General features: G+C 70.9%; 24 protein-coding genes. 9 read left to right on the top strand and 15 right to left on the bottom strand.

Annotated elements, in window-relative coordinates:
• Nucleotides 1-2: 2 nt before the first annotated feature.
• A complete protein-coding gene (locus ACZ518_RS18270; protein WP_469114041.1) occupies nucleotides 3-335 on the bottom strand; it encodes an SCO3933 family regulatory protein in 333 nt (110 codons plus the stop codon).
• 148 nt (nucleotides 336-483) lie between these two features.
• Between ACZ518_RS18270 and ACZ518_RS18265 the strand changes: the two genes are divergently transcribed.
• Together ACZ518_RS18265 and ACZ518_RS18260 are read left to right on the top strand one after the other, a co-directional pair.
• Nucleotides 484-1278, top strand: coding sequence for a GntR family transcriptional regulator (locus tag ACZ518_RS18265; RefSeq protein ID WP_468622560.1), 795 nt, complete (start codon nucleotides 484-486; stop codon nucleotides 1276-1278).
• Entirely contained in the window at nucleotides 1275-1928 is a 654-nt protein-coding gene (locus tag ACZ518_RS18260; RefSeq protein WP_468622558.1) for a YdcF family protein, read from the top strand. The genes ACZ518_RS18265 and ACZ518_RS18260 overlap by 4 nt, the downstream gene beginning before the upstream one ends.
• A gap of 1119 nt (nucleotides 1929-3047) precedes the next feature.
• On the opposite strand, the gene ACZ518_RS18255 is transcribed toward ACZ518_RS18260, so the two are convergent.
• From ACZ518_RS18255 to ACZ518_RS18240, 4 genes are all read right to left on the bottom strand, one after another.
• Nucleotides 3048-3401: a hypothetical protein gene (locus tag ACZ518_RS18255; protein WP_469114437.1), complete on the bottom strand. Its 354-nt coding sequence runs from the start codon at nucleotides 3399-3401 to the stop codon at nucleotides 3048-3050.
• Between the two features lie 332 nt (nucleotides 3402-3733).
• A complete protein-coding gene (locus tag ACZ518_RS18250) occupies nucleotides 3734-4561 on the bottom strand; it encodes a hypothetical protein (protein WP_469114040.1) in 828 nt (275 codons plus the stop codon).
• A 380-nt stretch (nucleotides 4562-4941) separates the two neighbouring features.
• Nucleotides 4942-5424 (bottom strand): DUF4365 domain-containing protein, encoded by a 483-nt coding sequence (locus ACZ518_RS18245; protein WP_469114039.1) that lies wholly within the window; start codon nucleotides 5422-5424, stop codon nucleotides 4942-4944.
• 783 nt (nucleotides 5425-6207) lie between these two features.
• Entirely contained in the window at nucleotides 6208-6282 is a 75-nt protein-coding gene (locus ACZ518_RS18240) for a 50S ribosomal protein bL37 (RefSeq protein ID WP_099895366.1), read from the bottom strand.
• 101 nt (nucleotides 6283-6383) lie between these two features.
• On the opposite strand from ACZ518_RS18240, the gene ACZ518_RS18235 reads away from it, so the two are divergent.
• Nucleotides 6384-7037: a TRADD-N-associated membrane domain-containing protein gene (locus tag ACZ518_RS18235; protein WP_469114038.1), complete on the top strand. Its 654-nt coding sequence runs from the start codon at nucleotides 6384-6386 to the stop codon at nucleotides 7035-7037.
• A gap of 7 nt (nucleotides 7038-7044) precedes the next feature.
• Nucleotides 7045-7275, top strand: coding sequence for a DUF2277 domain-containing protein (locus ACZ518_RS18230; protein WP_469114037.1), 231 nt, complete (start codon nucleotides 7045-7047; stop codon nucleotides 7273-7275).
• An 11-nt stretch (nucleotides 7276-7286) separates the two neighbouring features.
• Here the strand turns inward: ACZ518_RS18230 and ACZ518_RS18225 are convergent, their stop codons facing one another.
• The 4 genes from ACZ518_RS18225 to ACZ518_RS18210 all read right to left on the bottom strand — a co-directional run bounded on the left by ACZ518_RS18225 (nucleotide 7287) and on the right by ACZ518_RS18210 (nucleotide 11246).
• The gene (locus ACZ518_RS18225) at nucleotides 7287-7787 is read right to left on the bottom strand and encodes a hypothetical protein (protein ID WP_469114036.1); all 501 of its coding nucleotides are present in this window, start codon (nucleotides 7785-7787) and stop codon (nucleotides 7287-7289) included.
• A 222-nt stretch (nucleotides 7788-8009) separates the two neighbouring features.
• Nucleotides 8010-8627: a DedA family protein gene (locus ACZ518_RS18220; protein ID WP_469114035.1), complete on the bottom strand. Its 618-nt coding sequence runs from the start codon at nucleotides 8625-8627 to the stop codon at nucleotides 8010-8012.
• A 103-nt stretch (nucleotides 8628-8730) separates the two neighbouring features.
• The gene (locus ACZ518_RS18215) at nucleotides 8731-10392 is read right to left on the bottom strand and encodes an alkaline phosphatase D family protein (protein WP_469114034.1); all 1662 of its coding nucleotides are present in this window, start codon (nucleotides 10390-10392) and stop codon (nucleotides 8731-8733) included.
• 179 nt (nucleotides 10393-10571) lie between these two features.
• Nucleotides 10572-11246, bottom strand: a complete 675-nt coding sequence (locus tag ACZ518_RS18210; protein ID WP_469114033.1) for an HNH endonuclease family protein — start codon at nucleotides 11244-11246, stop codon at nucleotides 10572-10574.
• A 524-nt stretch (nucleotides 11247-11770) separates the two neighbouring features.
• On the opposite strand from ACZ518_RS18210, the gene ACZ518_RS18205 reads away from it, so the two are divergent.
• Complete coding sequence (locus ACZ518_RS18205) at nucleotides 11771-12352, top strand: TMEM165/GDT1 family protein (RefSeq protein WP_469114032.1); 582 nt, start codon at nucleotides 11771-11773, stop codon at nucleotides 12350-12352.
• Nucleotides 12353-12556: 204 nt separating this feature from the next.
• Here ACZ518_RS18205 and ACZ518_RS18200 read toward each other — a convergent pair whose 3' ends face one another.
• Nucleotides 12557-13246 carry an HAD-IA family hydrolase gene (locus ACZ518_RS18200; RefSeq protein ID WP_469114031.1) on the bottom strand — a complete coding sequence of 230 codons (690 nt, stop codon included), beginning with the start codon at nucleotides 13244-13246 and terminating at the stop codon, nucleotides 12557-12559.
• Nucleotides 13247-13378: 132 nt separating this feature from the next.
• Nucleotides 13379-14482, bottom strand: a complete 1104-nt coding sequence (locus ACZ518_RS18195; RefSeq protein ID WP_469114030.1) for a peptidoglycan-binding domain-containing protein — start codon at nucleotides 14480-14482, stop codon at nucleotides 13379-13381.
• Between the two features lie 499 nt (nucleotides 14483-14981).
• Here ACZ518_RS18195 and ACZ518_RS18190 point away from each other — a divergent pair, with 499 nt between their 5' ends.
• The gene (locus tag ACZ518_RS18190; RefSeq protein WP_469114436.1) at nucleotides 14982-17057 is read left to right on the top strand and encodes a DHA2 family efflux MFS transporter permease subunit; all 2076 of its coding nucleotides are present in this window, start codon (nucleotides 14982-14984) and stop codon (nucleotides 17055-17057) included.
• 53 nt (nucleotides 17058-17110) lie between these two features.
• Here ACZ518_RS18190 and ACZ518_RS18185 read toward each other — a convergent pair whose 3' ends face one another.
• Nucleotides 17111-17650 carry a GNAT family N-acetyltransferase gene (locus ACZ518_RS18185; RefSeq protein WP_469114029.1) on the bottom strand — a complete coding sequence of 180 codons (540 nt, stop codon included), beginning with the start codon at nucleotides 17648-17650 and terminating at the stop codon, nucleotides 17111-17113.
• Between the two features lie 106 nt (nucleotides 17651-17756).
• Between ACZ518_RS18185 and ACZ518_RS18180 the strand changes: the two genes are divergently transcribed.
• The gene (locus tag ACZ518_RS18180) at nucleotides 17757-18152 is read left to right on the top strand and encodes a nuclear transport factor 2 family protein (RefSeq protein WP_469114028.1); all 396 of its coding nucleotides are present in this window, start codon (nucleotides 17757-17759) and stop codon (nucleotides 18150-18152) included.
• A gap of 128 nt (nucleotides 18153-18280) precedes the next feature.
• On the opposite strand, the gene ACZ518_RS18175 is transcribed toward ACZ518_RS18180, so the two are convergent.
• Nucleotides 18281-18616 carry an antibiotic biosynthesis monooxygenase family protein gene (locus tag ACZ518_RS18175; protein WP_388936087.1) on the bottom strand — a complete coding sequence of 112 codons (336 nt, stop codon included), beginning with the start codon at nucleotides 18614-18616 and terminating at the stop codon, nucleotides 18281-18283.
• Nucleotides 18617-18734: 118 nt separating this feature from the next.
• Here ACZ518_RS18175 and ACZ518_RS18170 point away from each other — a divergent pair, with 118 nt between their 5' ends.
• Entirely contained in the window at nucleotides 18735-20750 is a 2016-nt protein-coding gene (locus tag ACZ518_RS18170) for a bifunctional glycosyltransferase 87/phosphatase PAP2 family protein (RefSeq protein WP_469114027.1), read from the top strand.
• Nucleotides 20751-21092: 342 nt separating this feature from the next.
• Here the strand turns inward: ACZ518_RS18170 and ACZ518_RS18165 are convergent, their stop codons facing one another.
• Nucleotides 21093-22337 (bottom strand): cytochrome P450, encoded by a 1245-nt coding sequence (locus ACZ518_RS18165; RefSeq protein WP_469114026.1) that lies wholly within the window; start codon nucleotides 22335-22337, stop codon nucleotides 21093-21095.
• Nucleotides 22338-22602: 265 nt separating this feature from the next.
• Here ACZ518_RS18165 and ACZ518_RS18160 point away from each other — a divergent pair, with 265 nt between their 5' ends.
• Nucleotides 22603-23772: a steroid 3-ketoacyl-CoA thiolase gene (locus tag ACZ518_RS18160; RefSeq protein WP_469114025.1), complete on the top strand. Its 1170-nt coding sequence runs from the start codon at nucleotides 22603-22605 to the stop codon at nucleotides 23770-23772.
• 116 nt (nucleotides 23773-23888) lie between these two features.
• On the opposite strand, the gene ACZ518_RS18155 is transcribed toward ACZ518_RS18160, so the two are convergent.
• Nucleotides 23889-24293, bottom strand: a complete 405-nt coding sequence (locus tag ACZ518_RS18155) for an aggregation-promoting factor C-terminal-like domain-containing protein (RefSeq protein WP_469114024.1) — start codon at nucleotides 24291-24293, stop codon at nucleotides 23889-23891.
• Between the last annotated feature and the right edge of the window lie 2 nt (nucleotides 24294-24295).

Genomic DNA, 24295 nt, shown 5'->3' with positions numbered 1-24295 from the left:
GGTCAGGCCCCGACGGTGGTGAGGGCGACGGCACGGAACGAGATGCCGTGCCGGGTCTGGCCGTTGAACGTGTTCTCCCAGTCCCGGGCCTTCAGCCCGATCACCGACACCGGCATGCCCGGCACCAGCCCCGCGGGCAGTCCGGTCTCCGGGACGGTCACCTGGTAGAGGTTGCCCTCCCCCTCGTCCGAGATCAGCAGGCCGACCGTGGACAGACCCGCACCGGTCTCCCGGTCGGTGGCCCGCTCACCGGTCTGCTTGCTCACGAGTTTCGGCGTGGGAGCGGTCGCGACGAAGACGACGGCGGTCGAGAGGTCGATCTTGAAAGCGGGCATGGATGCTCCCAATGTCAGGCAGCCCTAGTGAGCCCATTTTGGCTCGCTGTCCTAGGACTGCGTCGCTGAGAGAAATAGTGGCGCACAGTCCTAGGACTGTCTAGTCCTAGGACTGTGCTTGACTAGATTCCGTCGAGAGGAGTTCGTGATGGCGCCCAAGTGGCGAGAGCTGGCGGACAGGCTGGCCGAAGAGATCAGAAGCGGTGTCTACCGGCCTGGACAGCAGTTGCCCCACATCCGAGAACAGGTCGATCAGGGCAAGGGCTCCAAGGCCACCGTCCACGCCGCCTACAAGGCCCTGGAAGCTGAAGGTCTTGTCACCTCGTCCCGCGGCCACGGCACCGTCGTGCGGCACCAGGTTCCACTGAAGCGCCTGGGTATCGCCCGGTACGACAAGGCCAAGTGGCGCGACGGCGACGAAGTGGCGTTCATCGCGGACCGTGTGGCCTCCGGCCGGGCGTACCGCCGCAACGAACAGACCCAGTCGGTCAGCCTCGTTGAAGCGTCAGCCGAGGTGGCAGCCGCACACGGTCTCGCGCTGGGGGCTCCGGTCTACGCACGTGCACGGCTGGTCAAGGAAGGCGACCAGCCGACGCATACGCTGACCAGCTACTACCGGCCCGAGCACGTTGAAGGTACGCGTCTGGTGGATCCGACGCCTGGCCCGGCCGGCCGAGGTGGCGGGTTCCGCGTCCTGTACGACGCGGGTTACGAGATCGACCACATGAAGGAACGGATCTTCGCCCGGACCCCCACGGCGGACGAGGTGAAGCTTCTCCAGCTTCCGGCCGGCGAACCAGTCGTGGAGCTGCATCGCACGACCTGCACCGCATCCGGCACAGTGGTCGAGTTCGCCATTGGAGTGCACGCTGCGTCGCGGTTCGCCTGGGAGTACGACTTCAAGGTCCCCGACTCGGCGAATGACGGGGAAGGCCAGTCGTGATCTCGGCGCAGGACTGGGCAGACACTCGGCGCTTGTGGGACTACCACCAGATGGGCCACATGCCGCGGCCCTGCTCGGTCGCCATCGGGCTGGGCAGCCACGACCTGGGGGTGGCGGACACCGCGGTCGATCTGTACCGCCGAGGCATGGCTCCGCTACTCCTGTTCACCGGAGCCACCAGCCCCACGACGCGCGAACGGATGCCGCGCGGCGAGGCCGTCCACTACCAGGAGCGAGCGATCGAACTGGGGGTCCCCAGCTCAGCCGTACTGGTGGAGCCGCGCGCTCGGAACACCGGCGAGAACATCCGCTTCAGCCGCGAACTCCTCCGAGAAGCCGGGGTGGAGGTTTCCTCCGTACTGCTGATCAGCAAGCCCTACGAGGAACGACGGGCATACGCCACGGCGCGGCAACTGTGGCCCGAAGTCGAGATCGTCAGCGCTTCGAGCCCGATGACGTTGGAGGAGTACGTGAGCTCCATCGGGGACGCCCGCTTGGTGATCGACATGCTTGTGGGCGCTTTGCAGCGGCTTCTGCTCTACCCGGAACAGGGGTTCATGATCAGCCAGCAGGTGCCGAACGACGTGATCGAGGCATACGAACAGCTGTGCCGACGCGGGTTCACAAGCAGGCTGCTGAAGGGGGAATAGGGGGCGGGGAGGGAGGCAAGTGTGAGGATGACGGGCGACGGCGGAAACGTTGCCCACCCGATGCAGCCCAACCCGGTCCCGATCATTATGGCGGCGGAGCGGGTGCGGGTGGGGTAGCGGACTGCACCCTCATTGGTGACTCGCTCGCCGACGTCCAGGCTGCTCACGCCGCCGGCGGCAACGGTGGTGGCCTACGCCAACAAGCCTCACAAGGCCGCGCTCTTCGCCGAGGCGGGAGCCGACGCCGCACCGACGCTATGCACGCCATTGCCGGGGCCTTCCCCACGGCTTCGCCGTAGGAGCCACGCGGACCTGTTACAGGTTTCTCTACCTCATCAAGGCACCCGGCTGCGCTCCGCTCCGCCGGGCGGGCTTCCCGGCTCCGCTCCGCGCGACGCTCCTGCCTTCGGCCCGCTCCGCGCGCGCTGCGCCGCCGCCCGCCCCTGCAAGACGGGATAGGTCCGAAGGCATGAGTCGAGCCCTACGGGCCGCTGGTTCCCTCCCTCACCGAACATGCCTCCGGCGGGGGCGCTCCGACTCCGGGATGGCCGGGGCACCGCTCGCGAGTGCCGGCCGCATGGGGGCTGAGGCGGGGGAACTCCCATCCCGTCTGCCATCGACCCAGGCAAGCCGAGCAGCCACGGCACCGGGCGTCCAGGTCGTACGTCCAGTTGGGCGCTCCACCTGGACGCCCGGCACCGCGCCCGCTCCACATACGTGTGGGTCGACGGCAGACGGGATGGGAGTTGGGGTAGGTGGTGGGTTGAGCTACTGGGACAGGCTGCTAGGGTCCCGAACTCTGAGCCGAACAGAGAGGCGAGCATGCACGCGTTACGTCCGCTGGTTGTGTTCTTCGCATTCGTTCTCACCCTGGCCTTCGTGGTCCTCGCCCTGGCCTGTGGTCTGCTTGCCTACTCCCACCGGGGCTTGAGCGTTGAGCTCTTCCAAGGGCTGGGATTGCTCATCCTGTGCCTAGCTCTTCTGATGGCCTGCAACAGGTTCCTCACCGGCCAGTGGCACCGATGGTCTCGGCGCTCGGTCGGTAGCGGCCGGAATGATCGCCGCTGACCGATCACACGGGAGCTGCGGATCAGCCGGGATGAGGCGAGGATCGAACTCCTAGAGCGGTGATTGCCTAGTAACCGGCTGCCAGCCGGCGCAGGCCACCAGCGCGCTGCCGTCCTCGGTGAGGAAGAGCAGAAAGGTCCATTCTCGATCGGCGGAATCGATCAGGCCTACGCGCACCGGCCGGTCGTGTTCGCGGAGGAGTTGCACTGCTCGTTCCAGCCCAAGAGGTTCGAGTCCGTGCATTCGCATGCGCTGAAGTCGGTGCCCGAACACTCCGGCATGCCGCACTGCGGGATGTGCCCTGTCTCCCACGTCGTAGGTGGCGCCGCTGCGGAGGGCGGCCAGAGCGAGCGCGGACGCCTCGTCGCCACCGGCCAACAGCTGTTCCAACACATGCCGTTCCATGGTCACCCCGTCGCGATCCTGCGGTACAGCAAGCAGGTACCGCAACCCCAGCAATCGCCTGCGTCCGGTAGCGCTCCTCCGGAGCCTTGAAGTGGACGGTATGACCTTCGCTGACCGGTCTGGCTAGAGCTACGGATCAGAAGGGTCGGGGATGCCGTGGGCTTAAAGTGCTGCGGTGTCGCACAGGAGCCTTCCCCACGTCGGCGTGAAGGGGGCTGGCCACACGTCGGGCCTCCTCCAGGTCGCCGGCCCACAACGGCTCGACGAGATCGGCCACCTCCACCTGGAGGATGCTGAGTGTGTGCTCCATTTCCCGCGCTGCACGCCGCGTCCTAAAAGAGTGGGTCTTGCGGATGCGCCTCCAACGAGGCACCCACTTCGTCGGGGGCAAGTCGAACTAGCTCAATGATTTGCGGATCGTAAAGCCAATAGAAGTTTCCTTCCAACTCCTGCCGCCCCGAGATACGCAAAGCTAGATTGTTGCGGTGTGCGTCCACCGCCATGTCGTAGTCCTCAACTTTCAGGCGCACTCGCATTTTGCGTGCGGCCGTCCCGCCGACTACATCGAGTCGAGCTACTCCTGGACTCCCCGGCTTCGGGCGCTCCAGAAGCGTTACCGTGCCAAGGACGGTAACAAACTCGACCTGTGCCGTAGCAGCCAGAAGTGTGCCTGCAGTTTCGAGTGCACTGTAGTCTGCCGGCGAAAATTCGAGCTTTCGCCTTTCTCCGGAGCCCCCTGAAAGAAGATCTTCGGCCGAATTGAACTCCACCTCAACTTCGGCACCATCGGAGTCTCGAATTAGGCTGCGAACAGCCTGGGTGAGTTCGTAACAGAGACCGCGTCCGACATATTCTATGAACCCGCTCGTGGAGCCGGATTCGTTGAAATGGTCGACGGACTCTCTTGCTGCTTCAAGGACGGACACTAGGCCTTGGGTAATTTCGCGACCGCTGTGGGTCCCGATGAGGGGAATCGCGCCGTTGGCAGGGACCTTGCGCTCCGTAAAGACTTCATCTGGGGGAGCGTAGGCAGTTACGACGTAACTGCCGACTTCCGTCTGCCCCATGAGCACTGAATCGAGGAAGGACTTCGCTAGGTAGGAGTTTGAGTTTCCGTAGTAAGCAGCCTTCGACCTGCGCGTCTTGGCGGCGACCGTCATTGATTTATGCGCGCCTGCAAGTAGATCCTCACCCGCAGTCCAGGCGATCGTACCCCGCCTTGTCCTTGACTCCTTATGGAACTTCATCTCATCGCCGAGTGCGCGCACAGAAGCCGCACGCCTCAAGATGGATCGGATTTGATTGTCTCCGAGATTCCAGGCTCGCGCTACAGCTTGACTCAGCAGCTCAAAATAGTCTCCGGCATCCCGATTTTCGGGTAGTAGGAGGCCACGAATTGATTCACCCTCTGTCGTTGCGGGACGCCATCGACTATATGAAAGGGCTTGCCCTCCGTACCTCTCCCACCCGTTCGCCTGCAAAGCGATCGCCAACTGAGAGTCGGTCAAATGTTGGGCAACCTCGCGGAAATCAGGCGCAGTCAAGGAGTCCCCCCTACTCCAACACGGGCCATTATGTCACAGAGTGCCTTATCGTCAAATATTTGACTGGTCGGCACCCTGACAGCCGTATTCTCAACTCCCGACGGCTGGAGCCCTGTAACGCTACTCCAGTATGCACAATGGCGCAGGGAGAAAATGTCGTGGCTCGCCTCGACCCATTTGGCCACGTCTTCCGGAATGATCATGGCCACGAGGATGCGATGAACAATTACTGGGCTCTGCGCAAGCAATTTAAGTCGATTGTTTGAGAGGTTCACTGAGACGAACCCGTTCTTTGGGTTCGGGCCGCTGGTCCAAGTGCTCTTGAGTTGTATCTTGAGATCGATCTGGCAATCTGCTGTATGGGCGTTCGAGGCGTGCGACAGGACCCAGTCGATTCCGTCATCGGGTTCCGGTTTCGCCATCGTGCATCCGGCTGCAGCCGCCACGGCCCTCAGGTAGCTGTCCTGAAGCATCTCCATTCGTTGCTTCTTGGGAAGCTCTCCCCGGAGTGGCCCTAGCGGAGTGCTGACTTCTGCCTCAATCACCCATTCCCCCCACGCTGTTGCGTAGATCACAGGATAGGGGGCGCGAGGCGAGCCTTGGTAGCCCATCTGGTGAACCGTCGTCACGTATGGCCGGCAGCTGGAGAGGGGGAGGCTGGGGCTCCCGGCCGATTTGCGGACCGGCGTGCCAGGACCGACACCATCCGAGACCTTGACCTGCAGAACGTGCGAGACGCACGGGGCCTCCGGAGCCGTGTGCCCTGCTGTGCTCCCGTGTGCGCCTTCCCAGCCTGTATAGCCAGCGAGACGCTGCCATCGTCCGTGTGGCCAGGGGAAGGAGGCGCGAGGGAGTGACCCAGCCGAAGTGTGGAGCTGCGAAGAAGGGCGGTGGCCGGTGCGCGAGGCCGGCCATCGTAGGCAGCGGTCAGTGCTACCAGCATCAGGGCAAGTGGACGCCCCGTGGGGTGGTGGACCGCGAGGCGGCGGAAGCCAAGGCGAAGAAGCAGGCGCTTCGGAAGAAGAAGTGGTCTTGGTGGTGACCGCCCGCTGACATCCGTAGCTGACATCAACGTGGGCGGACCGTGGCACTCGCGAGCAGCCGGGGAGAGGCTCTGAAGCCTGGGCTCAGGCTGTGACGGGTTGCCTCTGGGCGAGCTTACAAAGCAGATGTCGGCGGTTCGAAACCGTCCACGCCCACCAGCACGAAGGCCCCCAACCGATCATGGTTGGGGGCCTTCCGTGTGTCCGGGGGTGTGCGGCTCAGGCGTTGGGGCGCTTGCCGTGGTTGGCCTTCTTCTTCTTGCGGGCGCGCTTCTTGTTTCCTCGCTTGGCCATGTGTGGCTCCCTAGGGGGTACCTCATGCCGGATGAATCGGGCGTTCGCCAGTCTAGGTTCCGGGTCGGTTTCCCGCGCGGTGGGGCGGGGAACTGGAAGGTGTGGCAGGCGCAGTGGAGTGGGTGTGGGTCGTGGGGCTCGGAGTGGCCGGGCTCGGGCTGCTCGGGGCCGGGGTGATGGGCCGGGTCCGGTTCGAGCGGGAGCGGGACGCCGAGCGGAAGCGGCTGCTCGCGGCGCTGGGCGGCGGGTCGCGGGAGGCGGGGGCGGGGGCGGGGGAGCCGCGGCTGGTCGATGCCGGGGCGCACCGGGGGGCGTCGGCCGAGCTGGGGGACCGGCATGACGACTTCACCCCGATCCTCGTCGAGTACTACGCCTACGGGCTGACGCAGGCGCGCAGCAGCTTCGCGACCAGCCAGCTGTTCTCCGGGGTCGGCGCGGCCGTGCTGCTCTTCGGGGTCGGGCTCGCGGTGTGGAAGGCCGAGAGCGCAGGGGACGCGTACCTCGGGGTCGTCACCAGCTCCGTCGGCCTGGTCGTCACCCTCGTCGGGCAGTTGTTCCACCGGCGCGCCGACCTCGCCCTGCGGCACATGGCCGCCCAGACCGCCGCCCTGCGCGAGGACCGGCGGGCCGCGGAGACCATCCAGCAGGCGATGGGGCTCCTGGAGGAGGTCACCGACCCGGAGCTGCGCGGAAGGCTCCAGGCCGGGCTCATCATGAAGCTTTCCGGGGCCGGGCTGCCGCCGGCCGCGCCATAGTGGAGGTATGTGCCGCTCCATTAAGACCCTGCGCCCGCCCGCCATCCCCGAGAAGGCCACCGAGGAGGAGATCCGCGCGGCCGCGCTCCAGTACGTGCGCAAGGTGTCCGGCTTCCGCGCTCCGGCCGCGCACAACCAGGAGGTGTTCGACGCGGCCGTGGACGCCGTCGCGGAGGCGACCGCCGCTCTGCTCGACGGCGTGCAGGTCCGGGGGCGGACGGCCGCCGCGACGGTCTGACCGGTCGGCCGTCAGCCGGTGTGGGCCCAGCGGCGGCGCAGCAGCCAGATGCCGGTGCCGAGCGCGCCGGCCGCGAGGGTGCCGCCCAGGGCGATCTGGCCCGGGCTCATGGACTCGACGCTGCCGCCGAGGCCGCCACGGGCGGCACCGGGGCTGACCTGGAGGGTGACCGTGACACGGCGGCCCCCGCTTCCGCCGCACTCGAAGGTGACGGGGTAGGAGCCGGCGGAGGCGTCGCGGTAGACGATGGCCGTGCCGGAGAAGCTGTTCACGCTCCGGCTGGCGGGTGAGAGGCCGACGTCGCCGAAGGCGCGGGAGGAGGCCCTGGCGCTCGAGCCGTCGCAGCCGTCGACGTTGAGGGTGACGCGGCTGCCGGGAGCGACGGTGCCCGGGGAGACGGTGGCGGAGGGGGCGGCGGAGGCGAGCGTGGCGGGTGTGACGGTCGCGGCGACGAGTGCCGCGGCCGCGATCCCGGTCAGGCGGCGCCGGTTGCGCGTTCGCGTGGGGGGCATGGAGGGAACTCCTCGGGCTCGTCGAAACGGCGCGGCCAGGGCTGGGGCGTGACGCGGTTCGGCCGTGCCGTTCTCCGGACGCTAGAAGCCCCGGGGCGTGGCGGCGATCGCTGCCGGGTGAACGGGTGACCGGCCTGCTCCCTCCGGGGGAGGGGAGGGAGCGGTGGGTGTGGGCGTGCCCCGGTTCCGTCCGGCCCCGTCGGCAGGTGGCCGCGGGCGGCGTTACGCGGGCGCCGGGCCCGCGGAGGGGCGGCGGACGAGGTAGGCGGCCAGGGAGCCCGCGGCGAAGAGGGCGACCGTGGAGACCGAGGTACCGAGCCAGGCCGTACCCAGCCACTGGGTGCCGAAGTAGCCCAGCGACACGCTGTAGCTCGCCCAGCTCATGCCCGCCAGTACCGACCAGGGCAGGAACTCCGTCACCTTCCGCCCGGTCCGGCCCGCCCCCAGGGAGACCACCGAGCGGCCGGCCGGGGCGAAGCGGGCGATGACCACCAGCGCGCCGCCGCCCCTCACCAGGGCGGTGCCCAGGCGTTCCTGTGCCCGGGTCAGCCGGCGTGAACGGGCGACGGTACGGTCCAGCCGGGCCCCGCCGCGCCGGGCCAGCCGGTATGCCGCCATGTCACCCAGCACCGAGGCCGTGGCGGCGATCACCAGCAGCAGCCTGATGTCCGGGGCCTGCGCCGGCGAGCCCGTGGCCGCCGCCGCGGCAGCGGCCGCGGCGGCGCTGATCACCAGCACCCCGCTCGGCAGCACCGGCAGGAACACGTCGAGCACCACCGACACCGCGACCGCGGCGTAGATCCAGGGGCTCGCGGTCAACGACCCCAGACTCTCAAGCAAAGCGGGACTCCCCAGTCCGAAGCGCCGCATGTTCGCGGGGAGCGGCAGGGGCGGCTGACAGCCATACAGCGTACGCCCGCAGTCGGTCCGGAGGCGGCCCGCCCTACTCCGCGGCGGTGAGTTCCCGGTCCAGCACCGTCACCAGCCGGGCCCCCGGGCGGCCCGAACGGGCCTGGTCCAGCCGCAGCCGGGCACTCCGGCCCGCCAGCGCCAGCGTCATCAGCTGGTTGCCGAACCACGGGCCACCCGTACGCCGCCAGCTCACCGGCGGCCGGCCCGTCCGGCCGTGCCGGGAGAAGCCGCGCCCCAGCCACCGGCCCAGCCGCGACCAGCCCAGCCGGAACCCCCACTTCACCGCCGTGTGGATGGAGTTGTGCACGGGTGAGCAGGTCAGCTGGAACACCCGGGCGGTGCTGGGTATTCGCGGCTCGGCCACGTACGCGTGGTGGACGTCCCCGGACAGGACGCAGACCGTCGCCGGAGCCTTCGGGCCCGTGCCCACCTCCTCGATCAGGTCGCTCAGCGCGGCGAAGGACGCCGGGAACGCCGCCCAGTGCTCCAGATCGCTGCGCCGCCGCAGGTCCTCCCCGATCCGCGCCCACCGCGGCCCGCGCTCGCCCCGGCAGAGCGCGGCGTTCCACACCTCAGCGTCATGGATCAGCGGCGGCATCAGCCACGGCAGCGAGGAGCCGATCAGCAGGTGGTCGTAATCCCCGTGGCCGTCCAGCGCGTTCTCCCGGAGCCAGAGCTGTTCCGCCGGGTCGAGCATGGCCCGGCCGTCCTCGGCGAGGACCCGGGCGGCCCGGGTGTCCACCATCAGCAGCCGCGACCGGCCGAAGTCCCGCCGGTAACTCCAGCGTGCCGAAGCCGGGTCGGCGTCCGCCTCGGCAGCGAAGGCGCGCAGCGCGTCGGTGCCGTCCGGGGTGGCCCGTACGGCGGCGTAGAGCGCGTCCGCCGCGAGCTCGGCGGGGGAGAGGTTGCCCAGGTGCTGGTACACCCAGTACGACATCAGCCCGCTGAGCACCCGCTCCGGCCACCATGCGGTCGCCCGCATCTCCGCCAGCCAGGCCGCGCTGGTGTTCCAGTCGTCGATGACGTCGTGGTCGTCGAATACGTGCAGGCTGGGGACGGTCGACAGCAGCCAGCGGATCTCGGGGTCGAGCCAGGACTCGTAGTACAGCCGGGTGTACTCCTCGTAGTCCGCGACCTGCGCGCCCGGCGCCTCCCGCAGGTCGCGGCGGGCGGCGAGCCACTGGCGGGTCTCCCGCGAGAGGTGGTCCGCGTAGACCTGGTCGCCGAGCAGCAGCAGGACGTCCGGCCGGACCTCCTCGGGGTCGTGGGCCAGCCGCGCCGCGAGGGTGTCGAGGGCGTCGGCCCCGTGCGGTCCGCGCCGGCCGGCGGGCGGTGCCGCCTGCCGGCAGGAGCCGAAGGTGACGCGCAGCCCGGGCGCGGACCGCCCGGGGCGGCCTCCGACGGCGGGTGTGCTGATCGTGCTCGGCGGGAAGCCGCCGCCGGTCTCCGGCCAGACCAGGACCCCGTCGAGCAGTACCTCGTACGCCGTGGCCGTGCCCGGGGTCAGGCCGGTGACCGGCACCAGCGCGTAGTGGTGGCCGGCTATCTGGAAGGTGCGGACGCTGCCGCCCGAGCCGTCGGCGCACCGCACCTCGGCGGTGCACGGGCGGTCCGCCTCGACCCATATCGTGGCGGAGTCGCCCGTGTCCCAGTCGACGTGGCGCAGCAGTGGTCCCAGTCGCAGCCCGGCCATCCAATTCCCCCTCCTCGGAAGCCCTTTCGATCACGGTACGGGGCGGGGCGGGGGCAGGCCTCCCCCTCGCGGGGGATTGGCAGGGTGAAAACCCCGAGGGCGAAAACCCCGATCGCTTCCCCGTCCGCTTCCCCGTCCGCTTCCCCGGGAAGGGTGTGGAGGGCCGGAGGGGGCTCGGGTCAGCAGCCGTTGAGGATGTTCACCAGGGCGGTCTTCTCCCCGGAGTCCATGCGCAGGCCCCAGTACTGCTTCACCTGGACCCACATGCGGGCGTACGTGCAGCGGTACTCGGTGCGCGGCGGCAGCCACTTGCCGGGGTCGAGGTCGCCCTTGGCCTGGTTGACGTTGTCCGTGACCGCGATGAGCTGGGGCCGCGTCAGGTCGTTGGCGAACTGCTGGCGCCTGGTGGTGGTCCAGGAGTTGGCGCCCGAGCGCCAGGCCTCGGCGAGCGGGACCATGTGGTCGATGTCGATGTCGGAAGCGGCGGTCCAGGTGGCCCCGTCGTACTCCGAGTACCAGCTGCCGCTGACGGAGGCGCAGGAGGAGTCGGTCACGACGTTCACGCCGTCGCGCTTGAGGACCGTCTCGCGGGTGTTGCAGGTTCCGGAGACCGTGCTCCAGTGCGGGAACTGCGAGCGGCTGTAGCCGGTGAGGGAGCCCTCGGCGGCGGGGGTGACCGTGGCCAGGTAGGAGCGGGCCTCGGCGGCGGTGATGGGGGTGGGCGGGGCGGCCAGGGCGGCCGGGGCGTTCACCAGCGAGGTGAGGGAGGCGAGGGCGACGGCGGACGCGAGCATGCCCGCGCGGCCGATGCGACGCGCGTAGACGGAGGGCGTGCGGGTGGATATGAGGGCCATGGAGGGCTCCCTGGTGCGGGGGTGGTGGCCGTGCGAACCCCGGTGGGGCGCGGCCATGGTGGCGGCGCCAGGTGTCGCTGGGACGGGCACCAGGTGACAGATTGCCGACATGGGCACGTCACATCAAGGCAATCAATCCCCCGCATTCAAGGGGAAGTTGAGATTCCGGCAGCCGGGGAGGGGGTCGAGTGGGGCCAAGCTCACATAACGGGCGTCTTCGCCCTGTCGGTGCCGTCGCGTACCCTGGACGGAGCAGAAGGGGAGTAGCTCTTCGCCGGACCGTCGACATACTGCTGGGTCACCCAGCCGGCGCCCGGAGGCAGACCGCGTCAGCGGTAGGCCAGCGAGACCTTCGGCCGCAGTGCCCTGTCCATGTGGCGCGGCGCGTGCGACGCATGCTGATGCGTGGCGCGTGACGTGTTCACGCCTCCCAGGGCGCCGCTGAGCCGAAGCGACCCCTGAAACACCCCAGGTCTCTCGGTCCGACGGCGTCCTGCCCGACCGACCGATCGAGGTTCCACCCCGTGTTCAGCTTCAGCGTCCTCGCGATCGCCTTCGGCGTCGTCTTCCTCGCCGAACTCCCCGACAAGACGGCCCTCGCCGGCCTGATGCTCGGCACCCGCTACCGCGCCTCCTACGTCTTCGCCGGCGTCGCCGCCGCCTTCGCCGTGCACGTCGCGCTCGCCATCGCCGCGGGCAGCGTGCTCACGCTCCTCCCGCACCGGCTCGTCCAAGCCGTCGTCGGCCTCCTCTTCCTCGCGGGCGCGGCCATGCTGCTCCTGAAGAAGAACGACGAGGACGAGGAGGTCAAGCCGCCCGCCGACCAGTCCTTCTGGAAGGTCTCGGGGGCCGGCTTCATGCTGATCCTCGTGGCCGAGTTCGGCGATCTGACCCAGATCATGACGGCGAACCTCGCGGCCCGGTACGACAACCCGCTCTCCGTCGGCCTCGGCGCGGTGCTGGCGCTCTGGGCGGTCGCCGGCATCGGCATCCTGGGCGGGCGCACGCTCATGAAGTACGTACCGCTGCGGCTCATCACCAAGATCGCGGCGGCCGTCATGGCCGCGCTGGCCGCGTTCTCGCTGTACGAGGCGATCGCGGGCTGATCCGGGCCGGGGGCCGCGTGCCCCCAGCGGCGCGCGGATCCGGAGGGGCCGGGTTCTGAGGGGGTGGGAGCCCCACCCCCGCCCCGCCGGTCGGGCGGCGGCGTTTCGGTCTACGCCCCGATCCCCGCCCGGGGCCGCTGCCGGCGGTGACGGCCCGGGCCCGCCGCCCACGCCGGACGTGCGGCGGGAGCGCCCGGCGCGGGATCAGCCGAGCGGCGCGAGGGTGAGGCGGAGGGTGCCGTCGGCGGCGGGCTCGACGCGGACCGAGGTCAGGTCGGGCACGTGGGCCGTCGGGCCGTGGGCAGCGGCGCGGGGGCCTATGCCGATCACGCGCATGCCGGCCGCCAGGCCCGCCGCGACACCGGCCCCGGAGTCCTCGAAGACCACGCAGTCGGCCGGGTCCACGCCCAGCTCGGCGGCGCCCTTGAGGAACCCCTCGGGGTCGGGCTTGCTGGCCCCCACGGACTCGGCGGTGATCCGCACGTGCGGCATCGGGAGCGCGGCGGCCGTCATCCGGGCCTCGGCCAGGGCGGCGTCGGCCGAGGTGACCAGGGCGTGGGGCAGGCCCGCGATCGACGCCATGAACTCGGGGGCACCCGCGACGGGCACCACGCCGTCGGTGTCGGCGGTCTCGCGGGCCAGCATCACCGCGTTCTCGGCGTGATTGAGCTCCATCGGGCGCTCGGGCAGCAGGATCGCCATCGTGGCGTAGCCCTGGCGGCCGTGGACCACCTTCAGGGCCTCCTGCGGGTCCAGCCCGTGCGACAGCGCCCACTCGCGCCAGCAGCGCTCGACCACCGCGTCGGAGTTGACGATGGTTCCGTCCATGTCCAGGAGCAGCGCCCTGGCGGTGAGGACGGCGGGGGCGGTGGTCGTGGTGGTGCTGGCCGGCATCGGCGGGGCTCCAGACGGGCGGTTAAAGAGAACAAGCGGTTCCGTCCACCGGTCAGGGATTGCGGACGGAACCACTTTGTTTCTTCACGATACAAAACCGGGCGGGGTGCGCGCCACCGACGGCCGAGTGACTTATCCCTCCAGAGCGCGGCGGGTCGCCGGGCCGTAGACGCCGAACTCGTCGTCGTACACCTCGTACTCCATCTGGAAGCCCGCCACCGCCCGCTCCACGCCGCGGCCGTACCGGCCGTCGAACCTGCCCCCGTACATTCCGCGCTCCGACAGCAGCCGCTGGAGCTTCTCCACCTCGGGCCCCGAGTCACCGGGACGCAGCGTCACCGGCTTCACGGGCTTCGCGGGGGAGGTGGGGCTCGGAGCGCGGGTCGTCCCCGTCGGCGCGGAGGGGGAGGGGGACGCCGAGCGGGACGCGCTCGGGGAGGCGGACGCGGAGCGGGAGACGCTCGCCGAGGGGGAGGGCGAGGCCGGCGCGGAGGAACTCGCCGTCGGGCTGGGAGGCGCCTCGGACGGGCCGGCCGGGGCCGACTCGGTGACGGGCGACGACGGCTTGGGGTCCACGAGCGCGGCGTCGTGTTCGTCGGACCCCGTGAACACCACCAGGGCCAGTGCCACCGCGCCGACGGCCACCGCCGCACCCGCCGCGGCCAGCAGCGGCACCCGCCGGGAGCGCGGCTGCTCGGCGCGGCGGCCGCCAGACCGCTGCAGGGGGACGGCCCGCAGCTGAACCGTCTGCTCCGCCGGCGGTACGGGTCCAGGCGGTACGGATACGGGCGCGGCTACGGGTATCCCGAACGCCGGCGTGTCCGGGTCCGCCGGCGGTCCGGCCGGGACGGGCGCGAGCATGGCGGTCGGGGCCTCGTCGCCCCCGACGCCGGGCCCCTGCGCTGCCGCGTCCGGGCTCTGCGGACCGCCCCCCGGCGCACCGGAAGCGGGCCACGGAGCCCCGGCGGCCGGATCCGGAACCGGGGTCCCCGGCGTGGGATCCCCGGGCCCGCCCGCGAAGCCGCCGCCCGCGAACCCGCCGCCCGCGAAGCCGCCGGCTGCGGCGTCGGCGGCCCCCGGCCGAGCCGTCGGACCGTCGGCCGGTCCACCGAAGTCACCCGGCTGCGTCGTGAACGCCCCGGCCGGGTGCACCGGGCCCCCGGGCGGGGGCGTCAGGGCGCCGTCGGGCGCGGGCAGCCCCGGCTGCACGGACCCCGGCCCGGTGCCAGCCACCACGGGCGGAGCCGCGAGCGGTTCGCCCGGGGCCGTCGGAGCGGCCGGCTGGGGTGTCGGCTGGGGTGTCGGGACGCCCGGCTGGGCCGCCCAGGTCTCAGCCGGGGGAGTCGGGCCCTCGGCCGCGGGCGCCAAGGCTCCTGTCGGCGGTGCCGGGGCCGCCGACGGGGGTTCCGCCGGGGCCGCCGGAGCGGAGGGCGGGGGGAGGGTGGGGAAAGGCGCGGTGGGGTCCGAGCCCGGTGGGGCCATGGCCCCCAGGACCGGCTGGGGCGGCGGCGGGCCCTGATCCGCTTCCGGCATGGACACGTACGGGCGAATGCGCAGCGGGTTGAACCCCACCCCCCGCGCACATTCGCAGCCGACGCCCACGGCGCCGCATTCCGGACAGCGCTCTGCGTTCACTGGCACCCCTCCCTGGACACTGCCAGCGATTATGCAGACCCCTCTGGCCCCACCCAACCCTTCCGAGAGGCCATAACCGGACACACCGCTCAGGATGGAGATGTTGATCCGGCCTGAGGAGGAGCCGATGGCTCAGGATGTGACCGCGTCGGCCGTAAACCCGAAGCCCACCGCCGAGCACGCCTCACGCGAGGTGCTCGTCTCGATCGGGGCCCTGCTGCTGGGCCTGCTGATCTCCGCACTCGACCAGACCATCGTCTCCACCGCGCTCCCCACGATCGTCAGTGACCTCGGCGGCATGGAGCACCTGTCCTGGGTGGTCACCGCCTACATGCTGGCCTCCACCGCCGCCACACCCCTGTGGGGCAAGCTCGGCGACCAGTACGGGCGCAAGAAGCTCTTCCAGGCCGCCATCGTCATCTTCCTCATCGGATCCGCCCTCTGCGGCCTCGCCCAGAACATGCCCCAGCTCATCGGATACCGAGCCCTGCAGGGCCTCGGCGGCGGCGGACTGATGGTGCTGTCGATGGCGATCGTCGGCGACATCGTCCCGCCCCGCGAGCGCGGCAAGTACCAGGGACTCTTCGGCGCGGTCTTCGGCGCGACCAGCGTGCTCGGGCCCCTGCTGGGCGGCCTCTTCGTGGACCACCTCTCCTGGCGCTGGGTCTTCTACATCAACCTCCCCATCGGACTCGTCGCGCTCGTCGTGATCGCCGCCGCCCTGCACATCCCGGCCCGCTCCTCCCGGCACACCATCGACTACCTCGGCACCTTCCTCATCGCCTCCGTCGCCACCTGCCTCGTGCTCGTCGCCTCCCTCGGCGGCACCTGGGGATGGGGCTCGGCCCGGATCATCGGGCTGGCGGTCCTGGGCGCCGTCCTCCTCGTCGCCTTCCTCCTCGTCGAGCGACGGGCCGCCGAGCCCGTCCTGCCGCTGGGACTGTTCCGGATCCGCACCTTCACCCTCTGCTCGGTGATCAGCTTCGTCATCGGCTTCGCGATGTTCGGCGCGATGGTCTACCTGCCGACCTTCCTCCAGGTCGTGCGGGGCGTCTCACCGACCATGTCCGGCGTCCACATGCTGCCGATGGTGCTCGGCCTGCTGATCGCCTCCACCGCCTCGGGGCAGATCGTCAGCCGCACCGGCCGCTGGAAGGTCTTCCCGATCGCCGGTACGGCCGTCACCGCCGTCGGCCTCCTGCTCCTGCACCAGCTGGAGCGCACCAGCTCCGACTGGGAGACGAGCGTCTACTTCTTCGTCTTCGGCGCCGGCCTCGGACTGGTCATGCAGGTGCTCGTCCTCGTCGTGCAGAACGCCGTCAGCTACGCCGACCTCGGGGTCGCCACCTCCGGAGCCACCTTCTTCCGCTCCATCGGCGCGTCCTTCGGCGTCGCCATCTTCGGCACGGTCTTCACCAACCGGCTCGGCGACAAACTGTCCGCCACCCTCGCCGGAATCCCGCTGCCGCCCGCCGCGACGCCCGCACGGCTGGAGGCCGACCCCCGGGCCATCGGCGCGCTCCCGCCCGAGCTGCGCCCCAGGGTGCTGGACGCCTACTCCTCCGCCATCACCGACGTCTTCCTCTACGCGGTGCCCGTGGTCCTGCTCGCCTTCCTCGTCTCGTGGTTCCTGAAGGAGGACAAGCTCCGCGCGTCCGTCACCGCCCCCGACGTGACGGAGACCCTCGCCTCCAACCCCGTGCACCGCTCCTCGCACGAGGAGGTGGCCCGCGCGCTGTCCGTGCTCGGCACCCGCGAAGGCCGCCGCCACGTCTACGAGAAGATCACCGCGAAGGCCGGCTACGACCTGCTGCCCGCCGCCAGCTGGCTGGTGCTGCGGATCAACAAGTACGGCTCCGTCGAGCCGGCCGTGCTGGCGGAGCGCACCGCCATCCCGCTCAAGATCGTCACGGATGCCGCGCGCCAGACCGAGGAACGCGGACTCGCCACCCGCGACGGGCTCGCGCTCGTCCTCACCGACCGGGGCCGGGAGGTGGCGGGCAGGCTGGCGCAGGCGCGGCAGGAGTCCCTGGCCGAGCTGCTCGGCGACTGGTGGGGCCCGGACCGGCCCACCGACCTCATCAAACTGGTCGAGGAACTCAACCGGGAGCTCTGCGGATCCGATTCCGAGGAGCCCTACGACGCGCTGCCGCGCCGCGACCACTCCGCCACCTAGTGCCGTGCCCGGAAAGGTCCACCGCGACCCGGCAAACCTTCCCGGCCGCAGCACTAGGCAGCCGCGAGGTCCAGGGCCTTCTCGAACCAGTGCTGGGCGTACGGACCGGAGTTGTACGCCGGTATCTCCCGGTACCCGTGGCGCGTGTACAGGGCGCGGGCCTCCACCAGGTCCGTACGGGTGTCCAGGCGCATCCGGGTGGCGCCAAGCCCGCGGGCGGCCTCCTCCAGAGCGGTGAGCAGGGCCGCCCCGCCGCCGGTGCCGCGGGCGCGCCGGTCCACGTACACCCTGGTGAGCTCGGCGGTGGCCGGGTCGAGCAGGCGTATGCCGCCGCACGCCAGCGGCCGGCCGTCGAGCCGGCCGACCACGAACTGACCCGTCGGCGGTACGAGCCCGTCGGCCGGGTAGTCCAGCATCCCCTGGTCGATCTCGGCCTCGGTGACGGACCGCTCCCAGTACCGCCCGGCGACCTCCGCGTAGTAGGCGCGGCGCAGCGCCGTCGCGTCCGGGGTGGCGAAGGGCTCCGCCACCACCTCCCACCTGGTGTTTCCGGTGGTGGTGGAGCCTGTCCTGATGATCGGTTTCCTGTCCATGGCGTCATTGTGCAGCGCCCGCCGGAGCCCCCGCGTGGAATATCCACAGGCGCGGGCCGATGATGAGGAAAGGCGTAAATCGCACAAACGGAGGGTGTGAACCGTCATGTCGGAGCATCCGGACTGTGCCCTGATCCGCCGCGGCTACGAGGCCTTCGGCAAGGGCGACATGGAGACCCTGGGCACGCTGATGACGGCCGACGTCATCCACCACGTGCCCGGCAACAACGCGCTCTCGGGGCACCACAAGGGCCGGGAAGCCGTCCTCGATCTCTACCGCCGCCTCGGGGAGGAGACCAACGGCACCCTCCGGGTCCGCCTGGAGAACGTCATGGTGGACGGCCGGGGCCACGCGATGTCCGTGCACGTCGCCCAGGGCGACCGCGGCGACCGGGGCATCGAGATCCACGAAGGGCTCTTCTTCACCATCGTCGGCGGCAAGATCACCGACATCGACCAGTGCACCCAGGACATCGACGAGAACGACGCCTTCTGGGGCTGAAGGGGGCCCGAGCCGGACGAGAACAGACCGGAGGGGCCCGGGCCGACGCGCGCCCCGGGCCCCTCCGCACACCTCACAGCTCACACCCGACGGGCCTCACACCCGATGGGCCTCACACCCGATGGGCCTCAGGCCTTCTTCGGCGCCGCCTGCTGCACGACCTCGAACGACCACACCTGCGACCCGGAAGCCGCCGGCTTCGGCCGCTCACCGCCGGCCCCGCCCGCGCCGCCACCCTGGTGCGCCGCCTTCATCGGACCCTCCATCCACGCCTGGAAGTCCTCCTCCGACCGCCACCGGGTGTAGACGAGGTACTGGTCCGTACCCTCGATCGGCCGCAGCAGCTCGAACCACTCGAACCCGTCCGAACCCTCCACGGCGCCCGCCCGCGAGGCGAACCGCTGCTCCAGCAGCTCCCGCTGCTCGTCGGGGACGGTCAGCGCGTTGATCTTCACGATGCTCATGCCCGCCATCCTAGGGATCCCGCCCGGGATATCGTCGTCCAGGTAATGGAACGGGGCACGACGCGCGGCAGCCAGGCGAAGCGACAGTGGCGGTCGACAGGGCGGAGGGCGGCGGGGCGTGGCTGATGCGGTGGAGCGCGGCGGTGCCGGGGGGCATGCCGGGGTCATAGGCGGTGGCGGCAGGCTCGGGGCGGTACGGATCCTGCTGTGGGCGCTCGCCGCGGTCCTCGGCGCCAGACAGGCCGCCGCGGTGCTGCGCGTGCCGCCCGGCGAGTGGCTCAGCGGCCTCGACCTCCCCGGCAGCCTGCCCGGATCGCTCTACGGCGCCGGGCAGTTCACCGGAACCCCCTTCGCCGGGCTCGTCCTCAAGCCGCTGACCGGGCTCACCGCCCCCTCCCTGGAGGTGGCCTGGACCTGCGTGACGCTGCTCCTCGTCGCCGGCGTCGGCCTCGTCGCCGCGCGGGCGCTCCCCGACCCCGTGCCCCGCCGCACCGCACTGCTCGCCGCGCCGGCGCTGGTCGCGCTGATGATGGCCTCCCTCCCCGTCCGCGAGGCCGCCTCCCCCGGGCAGGCCGCCGTCCTGCCCGTACTGCTGGTGCTCCTCGCCGTGTTCCGGGTCCCCGGCGGGCGGCCCGCCGGCTTCCTCGCCGGCCTCGCCGCCGCCCTCCAGCCCGCGCTGCTGCTCTTCGCCCCGCTGCTGTGGCTCACCGGGCGCCGCCCGGCCGCCCGGGCCGCCGCCGTGACCTTCGCCGGCGCCACCGCGCTGTCCTGGGCCTCACTGCCGCGCGACTCGTGGACGTACTGGGTCGAGTACCTCGCCGGCACCGGCCTCGGCGGCGCCCCCGACGCCCTCGCCAACCAGTCCCTGCACGGCGCCCTCCTGCGCCTCGGCCTCAGCGGCCCCGGCGAGATCGCGCTCGCCCTCGCCCTCGCCGCCGCCGTCGCCTGGACCGGCCTGCGCCGCGCGGTCCGCTACGCCCGCGACGGCCAGCTGCTGCTCGCCGTCGCCGTCACCGGCTGCGTCGCCGTCGCCGTGTCCCCGGTCGGCTGGCGCCACCAGCTGCTGTGGGTGCTCCTCGCCGTGGCCGGCAAGGTGGGCAGGCGCGCCGCCGACCGCCCGGTATGGCCCGTCGCCGTCGTGCTGGCCATCAGCCTGCCGAGCGCCGTACTGCTGCCCAACCTGGCCGCGCTGGCCCCCGTACGCGACAACGTGCTGCTCCTCGCGGCCCTCGCGGCGGCCTGCGCCGTGCCGTTCCTGCCGCGCTCCTCCCCGTACTGGCGTGCGCCCGTGCCCACCGCCTACGCGCGACCCGCCGACGCGCGCTGGTCCCGGGTCCCGCTGCTGCCGTTCTGGCGGCGGGTGACCTCGCGCCCCAACGTCCTGCTGGAACTGCTGCTGATACGGGTCGGCTACTCGATCTACTCGCACATCCGTGCCGCGGCCCCCGCCAGCCGCTCCCTCGCCGAGGGCAACGGCAGCCAGATCCACGGGTTCGAGCGGGCGCTCGGCATCGACATCGAACACGCCGTCAACCAGGCCGTGGTGAACACGCCCTGGCTGGAGGCCTTCTTCAACTTCTACTACACCTCCTTCCACTTCGTGGTCCCGCTCGCCCTCCTCGCCGTCCTGTACTGGCGCCGCCCCGCCGACTACCGCTGGGCGCGCGCTTCCCTCGGGCTGGCCACCGTCCTCGCACTGGCGGGCTTCTGGCTGTACCCGCTCGCACCGCCCCGCCTCATGCCCGGCCTCGGCTTCGTCGACACCGTGCACGGGGTCCAGGACCTGGCCAACCCCTCCTACGGGGCGATGACCGCGATCTCCAACCAGTACGCGGCGATGCCCTCGCTGCACTTCGGCTGGTCCCTGTGGTGCGGGATCGTGATCGTGGTCCTCGCGCCCCGCCGGTGGCAGAAGCTGCTCGGCGTCCTCCACCCGCTGATCACGGTGTGCGCGATCGTCGCCACCGCCAACCACTGGGTCCTCGACGCGGTCGGCGGCGCGGCCGTCGTCGCCGCCGGCTTCGGGCTGGTCCACGCGCTGTCCGGGCCGCGCGGGCTGAAGGCGCCCCTCCCCGTCCAGCGAGGGACCGCCGCGGATCCCGTACGCACCCCCGCGCGCTCGGGACGGCCCTAGGGCCTGTCCGGCGGATCAGGGCCGGGGCCGCGGTGGCGTCGGCACGCACGACGGCGAGCTCTGCGCCCACGGGACGACGACCTGCGCGATCCTGCGGCCCGCCCGACGGAGGGGCGTCCGGCCCGAGCGGGGCGCGGATTGGCCGAAGGAACGCCGGGGCATGGTGTCCCCGGCGCCCCTCCGGTGGATCGTCGCGTCCTGTCAGGATCGGCCAGGTCCCGGGATACCGCCACTCGGGCGATCACCTCACCGGCGGACGGCAGGGGCCGGGGCGTGGGTGTGCGGCCCCTGCCGTCCTGGTTCACGGGCCGGTTCGCACCGGCCCGCAGCCTTGTGGGCCCGTCAGCCCGCGCTGACCCGGAGCTCCTTGATGCCGTTGAGCCAGGCCGCGCGGAGCCGCCGCGGGCCGTCGGAGGCGGGGCGAAGGTCGGGCAGGGCGTCGGCCAGGGCGTTGAAGATCAGGTCGATCTCCAGGATCGCCAGGGACTTGCCGAGGCAGAAGTGCGGGCCGCCGCCGCCGAAGCCGAGGTGCGGGTTCGGGTCGCGGGTGATGTCGAAGGCGTCCGGGTCCTCGAAGACCTCGGGGTCGTGGTTGGCCGAGGAGTAGAACAGACCCACCCGGTCACCGGCCTTGATCTTCTGGCCGCCCAGCTCGGTGTCCCGGGTGGCGGTGCGCTGGAAGGACACCACGGGCGTGGCCCAGCGCACGATCTCCTCCGCGGCGGTCGACGGCCGGGTCGCCTTGTAGAGCTCCCACTGTTCGGGATGGGTGAGGAAGGCGTGCATGCCGTGGCTGATGGCGTTGCGGGTGGTCTCGTTGCCCGCGACCGCCAGCAGCAGGACGAAGAGGCCGAACTCGTCGGAGCGCAGGTTGCCCTCGCCCTCCGCCGCCACCAGCTGCGTGACGATGTCCTTGGCCGGGCACTCCTTGCGCTCGGCGGCGAGGTTCATCGCGTAGCCGATGAGCTCCACGGCGGCGTTGGAGCCGACCTCCTCGGTGATCGCGTACTCCGGGTCGTCGTACGCGATCATCTTGTTCGACCAGTCGAAGATCCGGGAGCGGTCCTCCTGCGGTACGCCGATCAGTTCGGCGATCGCCTGGAGCGGGAGTTCGCACGCGACCTGCGTGACGAAGTCGAACGATCCGTCCGCCGAGGCCGCCCGGGCCTCCTCGACGATCTTCCGGGCCCGGTCGCGCAGTGCCCGCTCCAGGCTGCGGATGGCGCGCGGGGTGAAGCCCCGCTGCACGATCTGGCGTACGCGGGTGTGCTCCGGCGGGTCCATGTTCAGCATGATCAGGCGCTGGGCATCTATCTGTTCGCGCTGGATGTGCTCGTTGAAGCGGATGATGGCGGTGTTGGTGGTGGAGGAGAACAGCTCCGGGTGCGTGGAGACGTACTTGACGTCCGCGTGCCGGGTGACGGCCCAGTAGCCCTCGTCGTCGAACCCGGTGACGCCCCGCCGCTGCGGGCACCACCACACGGGCGCGGTCTGCCGCAGCTGAGCGAACTCCGGGAAGGGGACGCGGTCCTGGAGGATGTCGGGGTCGGTGGCGTCGAAGCCTTCGGGCAGCGCGGGACAGGGCATCGGGCGACTCCAAGGTCTGACGAGGGTCTGACGGCCCATCAGATGTTGGCCTGAAGGTAGTAACGAGTTCTAGAAGTCACAAGGGCTCTCGCGCCAACTGTTGCGTGTGGAATCCGTGTAAGGCGCGTGCAAGACCCTTGCGTGCCGGGCGTCGAGGTCATAAGACTGCGGGGGAGAAGTAGAACGCGTACTAGTTCGCGCGGGGCAGTCGCCGGACGGCCCGCCACGCCGGCGCTGTGCAGAGTGTGCAGGAGAGGACGAGCTCATGGCCGCGGAACCCGTCATCGTCGAAGCCGTACGCACCCCCATCGGGAAACGCGGGGGAGCCCTGGCCAACCTCCATCCCGCCTACCTGCTCGGCGAGACCTACCGCGAGCTGCTGGCCCGTACCGGAATCCAGCCCGACTGCGTCGAGCAGATCGTCGGCGGCACCGTCACCCACGCCGGCGAGCAGTCCATGAACCCCGCCCGCAACGCCTGGCTCGCCATGGGACTCCCCTACGAGACCGCCGCGACCACCGTCGACTGCCAGTGCGGCAGCTCCCAGCAGGCCAACCACATGGTCGCCAACATGATCTCCGGCGGGGTCGTCGACATCGGCATCGCCTGCGGGGTCGAGGCCATGAGCCGGGTCCCCCTCGGCTCCGGCTCCAAGCACGGGCCCGGCAAGCCCTTCCCGGACGAGTGGAACGTCGACCTCCCCAACCAGTTCGAGGCCGCCGAGCGGATCGCCCGCCACCGGGGTCTGACCCGCGAGGACGTCGACCGGCTCGGCGTGCTCTCGCAGGAGCGGGCGGCCACCGCCTGGGCCGAGGAGCGCTTCAAGCGCGAGACCTTCGCCGTCCAGGTCCCGACGACGGAGGAGGAGCAGGCCGGCGGGCAGGGCATGTGGCGGCTGGTCGACCGGGACGAGGGGCTGCGCGACACCAGCATGGAGGGCCTGGCCCGGCTCAAGCCGGTCATGCCGACGGCCGTGCACACAGCCGGGAACTCCTCCCAGATATCCGACGGTGCCGCCGCCGTGATGTGGGCCTCGCGCAAGATGGCCCGCGCGCTCAAGCTCAAGCCGCGCGCCCGGATCGTCGCGCAGGCGCTGGTGGGCTCCGACCCCCACTTCCACCTGGACGGCCCGATCGACGCGACCCGGGCCGTACTCGGCAAGGCGGGGATGTCCCTCAAGGACATCGACCTCGTCGAGATCAACGAGGCCTTCGCCTCCGTGGTCCTCAGCTGGGCGCAGGTCTTCGGCCAGGATCTGGAGAAGGTCAACGTGAACGGCGGGGGAATCGCCCTCGGCCACCCCGTCGGCGCCACCGGCGCCCGGCTGATCACCACCGCGCTGCACGAGCTGGAGCGGCGCGACAAGGAATTCGCGCTGATCACCATGTGCGCGGGCGGCGCGCTGGCGACCGGCACGATCATCCAGCGCCTGTGACCACCGCTCCGGGCGCCCGCTGAACCCCCTGGGATGGGATGCGGAAGGCCCCGGTGGCCGGACCTGGGGAGGCCGGCCACCGGGGCCTTCACATGTCTGCTCGTCCGCTGGTGGGTTTAGTACCAGTGGTTGGCCTGCCAGAAGTTCCAGGCCTCGACCGGGCTGCCGTAGCGCTCGTTCATGTAGTCCAGGCCCCACTTGATCTGGGTGGCCGGGTTGGTCTTCCAGTCCGAGCCCGCGGAGGACATCTTCGACGCGGGCAGCGCCTGGACCAGGCCGTAGGCGCCGGAGGAGGAGTTCGTCGCGGTGTAGTCCCAGCCGCTCTCGTGCGTGACGATCTTGTCGAAGGCGGCGAACTGGGCCGGGTCCTTGATCATCTGCTGGGCGATCGCCTTGGCACCCGTCGGAGCGGCCTGCGCCGGGACGGCGGCGAGCATGGAACCCGCGACACCCAGAGCGAGGACAGTACCGGCGAGGGTCTTCTTCGAAGCGGCGATGCGGCGGATGACGGCGTTGGACACGG

The sequence above is a fragment of the Streptomyces sp. NPDC033966 genome (genome assembly GCF_055575955.1).
Note: the sequence above shows the minus strand (reverse complement) of the source record. Positions and strands in the feature narration are given on the sequence as shown.